Annotated in this window: 11 protein-coding genes; 3 read left to right on the forward strand and 8 right to left on the reverse strand. The window is 58.6% G+C overall.

What is annotated here, in order from left to right:
• Positions 1-333, forward strand: a 333-nt coding sequence (locus tag BM062_RS25545; protein ID WP_175500973.1) for a hypothetical protein, incomplete at its 5' end; no start/stop codon positions are given.
• A gap of 373 nt (positions 334-706) precedes the next feature.
• On the opposite strand, the gene BM062_RS11640 is transcribed toward BM062_RS25545, so the two are convergent.
• The 7 genes from BM062_RS11640 to BM062_RS11670 all read right to left on the reverse strand — a co-directional run bounded on the left by BM062_RS11640 (position 707) and on the right by BM062_RS11670 (position 10,554).
• Complete coding sequence (locus tag BM062_RS11640) at positions 707-1,882, reverse strand: ribonucleotide-diphosphate reductase subunit beta (protein WP_092396967.1); 1,176 nt, start codon at positions 1,880-1,882, stop codon at positions 707-709.
• A 234-nt stretch (positions 1,883-2,116) separates the two neighbouring features.
• The gene (locus BM062_RS11645) at positions 2,117-4,999 is read right to left on the reverse strand and encodes a ribonucleoside-diphosphate reductase subunit alpha (protein WP_371326580.1); all 2,883 of its coding nucleotides are present in this window, start codon (positions 4,997-4,999) and stop codon (positions 2,117-2,119) included.
• Positions 5,000-5,495: 496 nt separating this feature from the next.
• Complete coding sequence (ampD, locus tag BM062_RS11650) at positions 5,496-6,137, reverse strand: 1,6-anhydro-N-acetylmuramyl-L-alanine amidase AmpD (RefSeq protein WP_092396971.1); 642 nt, start codon at positions 6,135-6,137, stop codon at positions 5,496-5,498.
• 11 nt (positions 6,138-6,148) lie between these two features.
• Positions 6,149-7,627 (reverse strand): sigma-54-dependent transcriptional regulator, encoded by a 1,479-nt coding sequence (locus tag BM062_RS11655; RefSeq protein ID WP_092396973.1) that lies wholly within the window; start codon positions 7,625-7,627, stop codon positions 6,149-6,151.
• 24 nt (positions 7,628-7,651) lie between these two features.
• On the reverse strand, positions 7,652-9,385 hold the full coding sequence (locus BM062_RS11660; RefSeq protein ID WP_092396975.1) for a sensor histidine kinase: 1,734 nt from the start codon (positions 9,383-9,385) through the stop codon (positions 7,652-7,654).
• A gap of 99 nt (positions 9,386-9,484) precedes the next feature.
• On the reverse strand, positions 9,485-9,748 hold the full coding sequence (locus BM062_RS11665) for a PP0621 family protein (RefSeq protein ID WP_092396977.1): 264 nt from the start codon (positions 9,746-9,748) through the stop codon (positions 9,485-9,487).
• Positions 9,745-10,554, reverse strand: a complete 810-nt coding sequence (locus tag BM062_RS11670; protein ID WP_092396979.1) for a cytochrome C assembly family protein — start codon at positions 10,552-10,554, stop codon at positions 9,745-9,747. Before BM062_RS11670 ends, BM062_RS11665 begins: the two co-directional genes overlap by 4 nt.
• Positions 10,555-10,827: 273 nt before the next feature.
• Between BM062_RS11670 and ffh the strand changes: the two genes are divergently transcribed.
• Both ffh and BM062_RS11680 read left to right on the forward strand, forming a co-directional pair.
• Positions 10,828-12,195 carry a signal recognition particle protein gene (gene ffh, locus BM062_RS11675; protein ID WP_092396981.1) on the forward strand — a complete coding sequence of 456 codons (1,368 nt, stop codon included), beginning with the start codon at positions 10,828-10,830 and terminating at the stop codon, positions 12,193-12,195.
• Positions 12,196-12,508: 313 nt separating this feature from the next.
• Positions 12,509-12,877: an SWIB/MDM2 domain-containing protein gene (locus tag BM062_RS11680; RefSeq protein WP_092396983.1), complete on the forward strand. Its 369-nt coding sequence runs from the start codon at positions 12,509-12,511 to the stop codon at positions 12,875-12,877.
• Between the two features lie 99 nt (positions 12,878-12,976).
• Here the strand turns inward: BM062_RS11680 and BM062_RS11685 are convergent, their stop codons facing one another.
• Positions 12,977-13,669 carry a hypothetical protein gene (locus BM062_RS11685; RefSeq protein WP_139220032.1) on the reverse strand — a complete coding sequence of 231 codons (693 nt, stop codon included), beginning with the start codon at positions 13,667-13,669 and terminating at the stop codon, positions 12,977-12,979.
• Positions 13,670-13,736 lie beyond the last annotated feature (67 nt).

The raw sequence follows: 13,736 nt of genomic DNA on the forward strand, positions 1-13,736 counted from the left end.
GCTACTGGCTTTTTGGCCGCGACAGCTTTCTTGGCAACCGGTTTCTTGGCTGCTGGTTTTGCTGCTGCCTTAGCTGCCGGCTTTTTCGCTGCTACAGCTTTCTTAGCAACTGGTTTCTTAGCTGCTGCTGGTTTTGCTTTAGCTGCTGGCTTCTTGGCCGGGGCTGCTTTCTTCGCAGCGGGTTTCTTCGCTGCGGGTTTCTTTGCTGCTGTTGCCATTTTGTTTCTCCTTCACGTGATGGAAAAAATCAAGCTCCAAGTTGGAAACCCGACGAACCCATCGCGATGGGAACGGCGGATTATTCATCGGCGCAATCAACTCTGCTTGCGCTAATGAATTCGGCACCAGCTGAACTGCTCCATCCCCTCATTGATGCAGCACTTCAGCCATTATTGGCCAGGGTCTTTTCCCAGCTTCCGGGCTGGGAGGAAGAATTCGCATCACCCGCAGGCTGCGATCCTTGGCCAAAAAAACGCTAGCGGCTATGCCAGCGTCGGAATTCTGTTACAAAATGGTTGGTTTTTCCAAAGAAAACGCCGCCAAACCCGACTGAATCGGGGTAAGCGGCGACAACAGATAAGTACGTTTCTGTCTTTGGCTGTTCATTAAATTTGGAAATCACCTTTTAGTTTGCAGACTTTTTTATAGTACTAAGCGCTGCAGGTAAGCCATTCACCTCGTTATTCTTGTCCGAGATCTGAAGCCTTTATTCCCAGTTCAGTGCACCGCCTGTTTGATATTCGATTACACGAGTCTCAAAAAAGTTGCGTTCTTTTTTCAGGTCGATCATCTCGCTCATCCAGGGGAAGGGATTTTCTTCCTGAGGGAACATTGGATCCAGTCCGATCTGTTGCGCGCGGCGATTTGCGATGAACCGCAAGTAGCCTTTGAACATTGGCGCATTCAAACCGAGCACTCCACGCGGCATTGTATCCTCTGCGTAGCGATATTCCAACTCTACTGCGCTTAAAAACAACGCTTTGATCTCATCGCGGAATTCCGGTGTCCACAAATGCGGGTTTTCCATCTTGATCGTGTTGATCAAATCGATCCCGAAATTGCAGTGCATCGACTCGTCGCGCAGGATGTACTGGTACTGCTCGGCTGCGCCCATCATCTTGTTCTGGCGGCCTAGCGCAAGGATCTGCGTGAAGCCGACGTAGAAGAAAAGACCTTCCATGATGCAGGCGAAGACGATCAGCGAGCGCAGCAATTTCTGATCGTTTTCAGTAGTGCCGGTCTTGAACTCGGGATCGGTCAGCGTATTGATGAAGGGGATCAGGAATTCGTCTTTGTCGCGGATCGATTTGACTTCGTGATAGGCGTTGAAGATTTCCGCCTCGTCCAGGCCGAGCGATTCCACGATGTATTGATAGGCGTGAGTATGGATCGCTTCCTCGAAAGCCTGGCGCAGCAGGTACTGGCGGCATTCCGGCGCAGTGATGTGGCGGTAGGTGCCGAGCACGATATTGTTGGCGGCAAGCGAGTCGGCGGTGACGAAGAATCCCAGGTTGCGCTTGACCAGGCGCCGTTCGTCTTCGGTCAGGCCGTTCGGGTTCTTCCACAGCTCGATATCGCGCTGCATGTTGATTTCCTGCGGCATCCAGTGGTTGGCGCAGCCGGCCAGGTACTTGTCCCAGGCCCATTTGTACTTGAACGGCACCAGCTGGTTGACGTCGGTATGGCCGTTGATGATGCGTTTGTCCGCGGCATTGACGCGGTGGCTGACATCGACCGCAGGCGCGGCGGCGGCCTGTCCCATCAACGCCGGGTTGAGAGCGGTATCGGACATCTGCGGACGCGCCGAAGGAGCAAATGCCGGTTGCGCCGGCATGGGCGGAGTACGAGGGGCCGAACTTTTTTCTTCATCCCAGGAGAGCATTCTTTATTCCTTTATCTTTCGTAGGGTGGGCGGCTGTGCCCGCGCGCGAGCTCGAATTGATCGCTACGCTTGTTTCGATAACGCGTCGGCAGATTACCCGCCCACCCTACTTGTCTTTGCAATTGCTACGTTTTATCTCTAGTCAGCTGAGGACAAAGGGCACGCCGACTGCAGCACGGAAGCCTGATTCACTACACTGCAGCACCGCTTGAACCTTGCCCTCAAACAGCTGGCTTACTGGCAGGCTTCGCACTCTTCGAATCCTGGGTCGCCTGGGCGCATGGTGCATGCCGGGCCATCCAGTTCCTGTGGCGCGGCTGCAACAGCAGCAGTGCCGTAAGTCGCCGCTGCGCCGCCGCTGGCGCCGCCGTCTACCGACACGGCATTCAGGGCGCCGGTTTTCGATGTCGACTTCTCGGTATGCGTCGCGCCTATGGTGCGCAGGTAGTAAGTGGTCTTCAGGCCGCGCAGCCATGCCAGCTTGTAGGTCTCATCCAGCTTCTTGCCGGATGCGCCCGCCATATAGATATTCAGCGATTGCGCCTGGTCTATCCATTTCTGGCGACGCGATGCCGCTTCCACCAGCCAGGACGGTTCGACTTCGAATGCGGTGGCGTAGATATCGCGCAGATCTTGCGGAATGCGGTCGATCTTGGCCAGGCTGCCGTCGAAATACTTGAGGTCGGAGATCATCACCTCGTCCCACAAGCCGCGCGCTTTCAAGTCGCGCACCAGGTATTCATTGATTTCAGTGAATTCGCCCGACAGGTTCGATTTCACGTACAGGTTCTGGTAGGTCGGCTCGATACAGGCCGATACGCCAATAATGTTCGAGATGGTCGCAGTCGGCGCAATCGCCACGCAATTCGAGTTGCGCATGCCGAATTCCTTGATGCGGCCGCGCAGTTCGGTCCAGTCCAGCGACTCGGACATATCCGCTTCCAGATAGCCGCCGCGCTCTTCCGCCAGCAGTTTCAGGGAATCCTGCGGCAGGATGCCGCGATCCCACAGGGAACCGCGATAGCTGCTGTAACGGCCACGCTCTTCCGCCAGTTCGGTCGACGCCCAGTAGGCGTGGTAGCAGACTGCTTCCATCGACTTGTCGGCAAATTCAACCGCTGCTTGCGAAGCGTAAGGCACGCGCATCATGTGCAGGCAATCCTGGAAACCCATGATGCCGAGGCCAACCGGACGGTGCCGCAAGTTCGAATCGCGCGCCTTCTTCACTGCATAATAGTTAATATCGATCACATTATCCAGCATGCGCATCGCCGTATTGATGGTTTTCTGCAACTTGGCGTGGTCCAGCTGGCCGTCTTTCATGTGCGCCGGCAGGTTGACCGAGCCCAGGTTGCATACCGCGATCTCGGATTCGTTGGTGTTGAGCGTGATCTCGGTGCACAGGTTCGAGCTGTGGACCATGCCGACGTGCTGCTGCGGCGAACGGATGTTGCATGGATCCTTGAAAGTAATCCATGGATGGCCGGTTTCAAACAGCATCGACAGCATCTTGCGCCACAGGTCGAGCGCCTGGATCTTCTTGAACAGGCGCAGGTCGCCGCGGGCAGCCTTGGCTTCGTAGCCGGTATATGCTTCCTCGAAGGCGCGACCGACCTTGTCGTGCAGGTCCGGTGCGTCGCTTGGCGAGAACAGGGTCCACTCGCCCTTTTCCATCACGCGCTTCATGAACAGGTCGGGAATCCAGTTGGCGGTGTTCATGTCGTGGGTACGGCGGCGATCGTCGCCGGTGTTCTTGCGCAGGTCGAGGAATTCCTCGATGTCCATGTGCCAGGTTTCCAGGTAGGCGCAGACCGCGCCCTTGCGTTTGCCGCCCTGGTTGACCGCCACCGCGGTGTCGTTGACCACTTTCAGGAACGGCACCACGCCTTGCGACTTGCCGTTGGTGCCCTTGATATGGGCGCCCAGCGAACGCACCGGTGTCCAGTCATTGCCCAGGCCGCCGGCATATTTGGCCAGCAGGGCGTTTTCCTTGATCGCTTCGTAGATGCCGTCGAGATCGTCGGCCACCGTCGTCAGGTAGCAGGACGACAGCTGCGAGCGTTGTGTGCCGGAGTTGAACAGGGTCGGCGTCGAGCTCATGAAGTCGAAGCTGGACAGCAGGTTGTAGAACTCGATAGCGCGTGCTTCGCGGTTGACTTCATTCAGCGCCAGGCCCATCGCCACCCGCATGTAGAACGCTTGCGGCATTTCGATGCGGATATCGCGGACGTGAAGGAAGTAACGGTCGTACAGGGTTTGCAGGCCGAGGTAACCGAATTGCAGGTCGCGCTCCGGCTTCAGTGCTTCACCCAATTCTTTCAGGTCGAATTGCGCCAGCTTGGCATCCAGCAAGTCGGCTTCAATACCCTTTTTAATAAATTTCGGGAAATATTCAAGGTATTCGGCTGGAGCATCGGCTTGCGCCACTTCCTTGCCGAACACTTCCTTGCGGATCGTGTGCATCAGCAGACGCGCAGTAACCGTGCTGTAGGCAGGGTCTTTTTCCATCAGCGCGCGAGCGGCCAGGATCGCCGACTTGTGCAATTCTTCAACCGGCACGCCGTCGTACAGGTTCTTGACGGTCTCGGCCAGGATCGCTTCGGCGTCGACGTGTTTTTCCAGGCCGATGCAAGCCGCGGTAATCAGGCTGCGCACCTGCTCCATGTCCAGCGCGCGGCGCTGGCCGTCTTCGGTCACGAACAATTCCGTGCCGGCTACGCTTGGCTTGGCGCCGGTCTGCTGCTGCGAACGCTCTTCCATGCGCTTGGCGCGATACAGCACGTAGGCACGCGCCACGTCATGCTCGCCGGAGCGCATCAGGGACAGTTCAACCTGGTCCTGGATGTCTTCAATATGGAAAGTACCGCCATTCGGCTGGCGGCGCACCAGGGCGGCGACGACGTTGGAAGTCAGCTGCTCAACCAGTTCGCGCACCCGCGCCGATGCCGCACCCTGGCCGCCGTTGACAGCGAGGAATGCCTTGGTGACTGCGATCGAGATCTTGGACGGTTCAAAACCGACTACGGCGCCATTGCGGCGGATGATCCGGTAGTCACCGAAACTGCTGGATACCTTGACGGGAGAGCCGCTGCCGGTTGTTGGCTGGACACCAGCGATTTCGGCTGATGATTTAACGGAAATTTCTTGAGTAGATTGCACTGAGCCTCCCGAGACTGTGAAAACAGGCGAAACAATTACGCCTGCTGTTATTAATTAGAACCTTGGAACCGTTGATGGTTCAGATACTGCTATTGCTGCATCAGTCATTGCCGGATCAGCTGTTGACCCACGGCTGCCTGTCGGCAGGCGTTCGTGACCGATGCCCAAATTAAGATAAAAAAAAGAGAAAACCAACGTTAAAAGAATGGTTGACGAAGACCGGCAACAAACCCAGAGGCTACTGAGCAGCCTGTCCGACACCTGCATTTATACTGACGTGAGTACAAAAACAAAACACCACATAGGTGGACAGACCATGCAAAGCAAACCAAGGACGAAGTACGGAAAAACACTACATATAGGTTTCTGGATTTGATTTTTACTAATTGTAGTACCTAGAACTCGCCGATGCAATCCAAAAGTAGGATCTTTTTTATACTCGAAAAGAGACTATTCAATTGACTTTTTTGTCTATGGCGGGAAAACGCAGCGCAGGTTCGCCTGGCGTTTTTGGTGCATGCCCGGCTAAGGCTTGCTGGTATTGGGTCCAGTCAAAAAACGGACCGGGATCGGTCTTTCTGCCGGGTGCAATATGTTCATGCCCGGCCACCGCGGCGAGAGGGTAACGCAACTGCAAGGCATGGGTCAATGTCGCCAGCGCATGATATTGCAACGCGGAAAATTGTTCGAAATCGGTGCCTTCCAGTTCAATCCCGATTGAAAAATCATTGCAGCGCTCACGGCCCTCGAAACATGACGCACCCGCATGCCAGGCCCTGTCATTGGCGGAGACAAACTGCACAACCCCGCCGTCGCGCAGTATCAGGAAATGGGAAGAAACCCTGAGTGGTCGCAGCTGTTCGAAATAAGGATGCGCATCGTAATCCAGGCGATTGCCGAACAGGTCGGCAATATAGGGGCCGCCAAACTGCCCCGGCGGCAGGCTGATGTTGTGGATCACCAGCAAATCGGCGACGCAGCCCTCCGGCCTGGCGTCGCAATTGGGGGAAGACTGGCGCACGACTTCATCGGGACGGCACCAGCCGTCTGCGCCGATTGCAAAATACGGGGGAAGCGGTTTCTGCTGCTCCGTCATTGTTACCTACCCTAATCTTGCTCGTGGATCGACAATCGTTGCATCCGGTAGCGCAGCTGGCGGAAACTGATGCCCAGCAGATCGGCGGCCTTGGTGCGGTTGAAATGCGTACGCGTCAGCGCCTGCCGGATGACGTCGCGCTCGATATCGTCAAGATAGTCCGGCAGCGACGATGGCAGTTCGGCGCCGTTAAATTGTGCCGGCATGCCGGCAACGACCGGCTCCAGGCTCGCCGGCGCACCGGCCGCCAGCGCGGCGGCCTCGCTGTAATGGTCGGCAAGGTCCGGCGCTTCCACGGGCCGCCCCTGGCCAGCCCCTTTCAAACCCAGGTCCGCCACTTCAATTACGCCGTCATTGGCGAACGCCAGCGCCCGCTCCAGGATATTTTCCAGTTCGCGCACATTGCCCGGAAACGCATAAGCGCAAAGAGCCGACAGCGCCGCCGGCGCCAGCGTCACTTGTTCCGCCTGCGGCGTAAACGCCGACAGCCGTCCCAGGATCGCCGCGACCAGCAGGCCGATGTCATCCAGCCGTTCCCGCAGCGGCGGCAACTTTAATTCGATGACATTCAAACGATAGTACAAATCCTGGCGAAATCTACCTGATTCGACACACTCGGCCAGATTCTGGTGGGTGGCGCTGACCAGCCGCACATCTACCGCCTCCTCCACCGTCGCGCCGACCTTGCGCACGCGGCGCTCCTGGATCGCACGCAACAGCTTGACCTGCATCGCCAGCGGCAGGTCGGCAACCTCATCCAGCAGCAAGGTGCCGCCGTTGGCGGCCTGGAAAAATCCGTCCCGGTCATCGGCAGCGCCGGTAAACGCGCCTTTGCGGTAGCCGAAGAACTCCGCTTCCATCAAGGCTTCCGGAATTGCGCCGCAATTGACGGCGACAAAGGGCTTGTCGGCGCGCGGACTGAGCGCATGGATATCGCGCGCCGCCAGTTCCTTGCCGCTGCCGGACTCGCCGGTGATCGCCACCGGCGCCATGCTGCGCGCCAGACGCACGATCTGGGTGCGCAATTCCTGCATGGCGGCGGATTGACCGATCAGGCGCAACGCTGAGCCCGCACCGGCGCGGAGTTTCGAGTCAGCCACCGGCCGCGGGGTTTCGACCGGCTTGCCGACGCGCAGCGCCGATTGCACCATCAAGCGCAGCTGGTCCAGCGCCACCGGCTTCGACAGATAATCGAAAGCGCCTGCCTTCAGCGCCATGACGGCGTTGTCGGCGCTGCCATAGGCGGTAATCACGGCAATCGGTATCACCTTTTCGCCGGCGGTGACTTCGCGCACCAGTTCGATCCCGAGTCCGTCCGGCAGGCGCATGTCGGTCAGGATCAGCGCGTAGTCATTTTGCGCCAGGTGGCTGCGCGCCGCGAACAGGCTGTCGGCGCTGTCGACATCCAGCCCCATCTTGACCAAGGCGATTTCCAGCAGTTCGCGCAGGTGCGCTTCGTCGTCAACAACCAGAATACGGGGTGAGCTCATGGCATTCGTCTTTTTCAGTCAATTCTAATCAGCAGGAGACACAGGGTCATGGGCAGCAAACGCAATAACAAAACGGCCACTCACATGGCTGGAATTCTGTCCTTGGACATCATGCCGGTATTCATAATCGAGCAACGCGCCATTATTCAAACACAACTCGCGCGCTAAAAACAAGCCCAGCCCCGTGCCCTTGCTGGAGGTGGTGTAAAACGGCTCGAACAGGTGCGCCCGCACCGCCGGCGAAATCGGTTCGCCATCATCCTGCACATGCAGTTCCAGACGCCCGGCGACGCTAGACATGACCTGCAAGCGCATCCCGCCCGGACGGCCGCTGGCGTAACGCACCGCATTCGACAGCAGGTTTGTCACGACTTCGCGCAGGTGCAAGGGGTCGAACCACACGCTTTGCCGATCCGCGGCATCGATCTGCAAGTCAATCGCGGCCGGCGCCACCGCATGGGTCTGCCTGAAATCGCTGACGATCTCCTGCAGCAAGGGCGCAAGCAAGATCGGCTCCAGCTGCCGCTGCGCCTTGCGCGACAGCTTCAGGATATCCTCAATCATGCGGTTCAGGCGCGCTACGTTGTCTTCGATGATCGTCAGCAGGCGCGCCTCGGCCTCGTCGGCCGCCTCTTCCGCCAGCAAGGTTGCGGCATAGGAAATCGAGGCCAGCGGATTGCGTACCTCATGGGCGATGCTGGCAGTCAGGCGGCCCATGGCAGCCAGTTTCAATTGCTGGGCCTGGTTCTCGATTTCGCTGACATCCTGCAAAAAGATGACTGCCCGGTACTCGCTCAGTTCGCGCATCCTGACTGCCGCAAAGCGCACTTTCAAATGCGCCGCCAGCTCGCGCCGTCCGCTCCAGTCGATGGCCGCGGCGTCCTGGCCAAGGTCATCGGTATGCTTGATGGTGACGAATACCGCCTCGCCTACCGCCGGCGAAACCGCATGCGGCAGGTCGCTTACCCGCGATTCCCAGGCAAACAAGGCATCGGTGATCGGCGCCAGCACCGCATAATCACTCAGTTTGTGCTGCTGTTCTTCATCCGACAAGGCCAAACCCAGCATGCGCTCCGCCGCCGGATTCGCCATGATCAGGGTGCCAAGCGGATCGACCACCAGCAAGCCGTCGCCCATATCCTTGATTGCGATGCGATTGATATCCATTTGCACCCGCAGGTCCCGGCCGCGCTGGGTCGCCAGCTCCTCTTGCTTGATCAGCTTGTCGGCAAGCCGGTTGATCACCAGCACGGCAAAAAAGAAAGCGCCGCCATACAAACCGGCTTGCAGGCTGGAGGCATCCGGCGCCGATTGCAATATCTGGTAACCGCTTTCAGCCAGCAGCACCATGGTCGCAATCGACACAAACAACAGCGCCACCAGCAGCGGCGCCAGGATTGCCGAGCCGGCCAGCGGAAAAAGGTACAGGATGGCCAGGCCGCCCTTGGCGCCGCCGGCGCCTATATACAAGATCGACACCGCGATCATGTCGACCGTGATCGGCAGTACTATCTGCGCCATGTAATGGCGGCGGTAATACGCCGTGACGAGCGTGAAGACGGCGGCGCACAGCAGGTAGACGCTGCAGGTCTGCGGATTGGTAAACAGCTGCGAGAACCAGGTCTCGTTCTTACTCTGGGTGCTGAGATAGGCCAGCATCACCATTGCAACCACGATCCGGGTCACGTTGAAGGTCTGGAGCGTGCGCCAGAAAGTGTCCGGCTTACCGCTCAACGGGGCGACGGTGGAGCTAGTCATGCGGGTCCTGTCTCACAATGGATCGGGCAATCGCAGGCCGGACGCTATCAAGCGCCGGCCTCGACTGAAATAAGCATAACGGCTCAAAGTGGATTAAATTCAGGAAGCATGCAGGCGACGGTGTTCCGCACTGCAAAAAACCGCGCCGGAAGCATCGGCCAGCGCTTCCGATGCCGGGAAATGCATGCCGCAATGGGCGCAAGCCACCATGGCTTCGGCCTGTGGCGAAGCGCCGGCGGCCGAGGGACCATGGTCAAAGGTCGATCCGCCTGGGGTGGAACGATCCCGGCCGAGATTCTTTTTCAGGCGCTGCAGCCAGACGATGACAGCCAATACCACGACAATTAAAATAATCAGTTTCATACCAATACCCGATGCAACACAACTTCAAGCACGAAACGGCTCCCTACATACGCCAGCAGTAAAACGGCAAATCCGGTCAAGGTAAAGCTGAGCGCGGTGCGGCCGCGCCAGCCTTGCCACTTGCGGCCTGCCAGCAACAGGCCGAACAAGGCCCATGACAACATGGTGAAAATGGTCTTGTGATCCCATTTGAAAGCCTTGTTGAACAGCTCCTCGGAAAACACCACCCCCGACAGCACCGTCAGCGTCAGCAAGAAAAATCCGAAAGCAATCAGGCGAAACAGCAGCTTTTCCATGGTCAGCAAGGCTGGCAAGCGATCCAGCGCATGCCCGAACCAGCCGGCTTTCGCCCCGCCCGGACGGGTATGCAGGCGCGATTCCTGCAATACCATCAGCACTGCGTGGAATGCGGCGATAGTCAGGGTGCTGTAGGCCAGGATGGAAATCACGATATGCCAGAGGAATACCGGCGACTTGCCGTTCAGCGCCACCATGTTCCCCGGGAACATGGCCGGCAGGACCGCCGCTAGCGCCGCCATCGGCAGCACCAGGACCCGCAGGCCGTCCAAGGTGTAGTTGCGGTTTTCCAGCCAGTAGGCGGCGACCGATACCCACAAGGTCGCCGACAGCATCATCGAAAACCCGACCCGCAGCTCCTCCGGCCCGACCACGTCGGACCACAGCACGCCGCCATGCAGCACCCAGGCGACGGCGACAACAATGGAGATGGTCTGGCGGCGGCTCGACGGCAAGAAGGTGCAGCCTATATATAGCAGCGCCACCAGAACGAAAAGATATGTTTGCATCGTGTAAGTTTACAACATGTGGCGTCTGCGCGGCGTGCTCAAACAGCGTGGCTGGCCAGCCAGATATGCCGGCCGCCGTTTCTTGCATGTTGTACATCATCCCCAGCTATCCCCGGACCGCGGCTTTTATTCCAGGGTCGGCCTCGGCCCGCATCAGGTAAAATGGCTGTTTACATGCATTATCGTGGTCATTTTAATGCGCATCGGGGTATCGATGACGCGAAAATGGTCCACATTAACCACGCACTTCTTCTGGAAACGCTGTTACCCACCATGCTCGACAATCTTACCCAACGCCTCGCCAAAGTCGTCAAAACCATGCGCGGCGAAGCGCGCCTCACCGAAACCAACACTGCAGACATGCTGCGCGAAGTCCGCCTGGCCTTGCTGGAAGCCGACGTCGCCTTGCCGGCCGTGCGCGAGTTCATCGCCAACGTCAAGCAAAAAGCGCTAGGCGAAGAAGTGATTGCATCGCTGACGCCGGGCCAGGCCCTGGTCGGCGTGGTGCAGCGCGAGCTGGCGTCGCTGATGGGGGCCGACCTCGGTCCCGAGGCGTCGCAGCTGAATTTCGCCACCCAGCCGCCGGCGATCATCCTGATGGCGGGCCTGCAGGGTGCGGGTAAAACCACCACCGTCGGCAAGCTGGCCAAATACCTGCGCGAGCAAAAGAAGAAAAAGGTACTGACCGTTTCGGCTGACGTCTACCGCCCGGCCGCGATCGGCCAGCTGCAGACTGTCACCGCCCAGGTCGGCGCTGACTTCTTCCCGACCGCCACCACCGACAAGCCGGTCGATATCGCCTTGGCCGCGCTCGACTACGCCAAGCGCCACTATCACGACGTCCTGATCATCGACACCGCCGGCCGGCTCGGCATCGACGAAGCGATGATGAAGGAAATCAGCGCGATCCATGCCGCCGTCAAGCCGATCGAAACCCTGTTCGTGGTCGACGCCATGCTCGGCCAGGATGCAATCAATACCGCCAAGGCGTTCAATGACGCGCTGCCGCTGACCGGCATCGTGCTGACCAAACTGGACGGCGATGCACGCGGCGGCGCCGCGCTGTCGGTCAGGCATATCACCGGCAAGCCGATCAAGTTCGCCGGCACCGCCGAAAAACTGGACGGCCTGGAAGCCTTCGATCCGACCCGCATGGCCAACCGCATCCTCGGCATGGGCGACATCCTGGCCCTGGTCGAAGAAGCCCAGAAAGGCGTCGATGTCGCCGCTGCCAAGGATCTTGCGCACAAGATCAAGGGCGGCGGAAAATTCGACCTGAACGACTTCAAGGCACAGCTCGGCCAGATGAAAAAAATGGGCGGCCTGTCCAACCTGATGGACAAATTGCCGGCGCAATTCCAGCAGGCGGCCGGCGGCGCCAACATGGACCAGGCAGAAAAACAGGTACGCCGGATGGAGGGCATCATCAATTCGATGACCGCCCAGGAGCGGGCCAAACCGGAACTGATCAAGGCTTCGCGCAAGCGTCGCATCGCCACCGGCGCCGGGGTCCAGGTGCAGGAAGTCAACCGCATGCTGTCGCAATTTGACCAAATGCAGTCGATGATGAAGAAACTCAAAGGCGGCGGCATGATGAAAATGATGCGCGGCATGAAAGGCATGATGCCGGGCATGCGCTAAGCACGCGCCAGGACTGCCGCAATCCCCTGAAAAGCCTTGCAAGTCATTGACTTGCAAGGCTTTTCGCCTATTTATGCCGATTGCGGGAAGCCGCCGGCCGGCAGCAGCGGGCATTTGTTACCTTGCCCGAATTCCTGCAACCCGCCGCAAAAGCCCGCCAAGCGGGCGTTTCCCGAGCCAGGCAGGGGGTTCCGCTTCCGTATCAAATCCCGCACAAACCCGCAAAAAACGCTTGCATCGCCAGGAAAAGCGCAACACTATTAGCGATGCGTGCTTGACGCATTTTTTCACTATCCCTGAAGGAGGCTCAAAGATGGCCACAGCCAAAAAACCAGCAGTTGCAGCAAAGAAGCCAGCAGCGACCAAAGCAGCTCCGGTCAAAGCGGCAGCCAAGCCTGCAGTCAAAAAAGCCGACGCTCCGAAAGTAGCGCGCAAGCCTAACGCAGCATTCATGAAAGCATTGACGCCGTCAGCTGTCCTGGCTGCTGTCGTCGGCGCTACTCCGCTGCCACGCACGGAAGTTACCAAGAAGGTTTGGGAATACATCAAGAAGCACAAACTGCAGAATCCAGAAAACAAACGCAATATCATTGCTGATGAAAAACTGAAAGCTGTCTTTGGCGGCAAAAAAGAAGTGTCGATGTTTGAAATGACCAAACTCATTTCCGATCACTTGAAATAATGCTTAGGGCCTAGCCGGATCTGATTCAACCCGCCGCCCTGAGTGCCAAACAAAAACGCCCGCAGCACGCGGGCGTTTTTGTATCTGCAGCATCCGGCGTCAATCGAGCAGATCCGAGTAATCGATTTCCGCGTAGCCGGCCAAGGTCTTCCAAGGCAGCACCGGCGGCGCGGCGATGACGCTGACCAGGGTCTGGCGGCGCGCCAGGCCATGCGCATCGAAGGACTCCACCCGGCGCGGATACTGGCCTTTGACATCCCAGCTGACCTGTACCGTCAAGTCGCCGCGCTTGCTCTCGTACAGCTGGACCCCGTCCTTGACGGCGCCAACGGCCCGCATGTTTTTCAGGCTCTGCGGATCGCTCAGATAGAAGGTGCTGCCCCAATTGCCGTTGAAGCCGATATTGCCGTAATACTGGGAATCGACCTTGACGGTGCGGCGCTGGTGCCGCTCGATCAGGCGCGCATCCAGCGAGCCGTCAGCCTGGCGCCGCACCCACATCGGCGAGCTGCCGGCGTCCGGATGGTTATGTCCGCTGTGGTCGTGCCCATCGGCGGCGTCCGTGGTTTCGGCGGCGATCAGGCGCTCGGTCCATACCTGGTCGCTGCGCCGGTACAGGCGTTCGGTGAATGTCGTTTCGCGCTTGACGCCATCGCGCCCCAATACCATCGAATAATGCTGCACCTGCAGGTTCTGGTCAGGTGCGCTGACTGCAGCCAGCGCCGCTGGCGCGGCCGACAACAACGCCAGCGCGCTTATCGAAGCCTTCAGGCCGCTCGTCAAATTTTTCAAGAAAGCCATTTTTCCACCAAAAAAATGCCGCCATCGCCGGATCTGCCAATCCGGATGGCGGCTTGAA

Source organism: Collimonas sp. OK412 (assembly GCF_900112135.1).
Classification (GTDB): domain Bacteria; phylum Pseudomonadota; class Gammaproteobacteria; order Burkholderiales; family Burkholderiaceae_D; genus Collimonas; species Collimonas rhizosphaerae.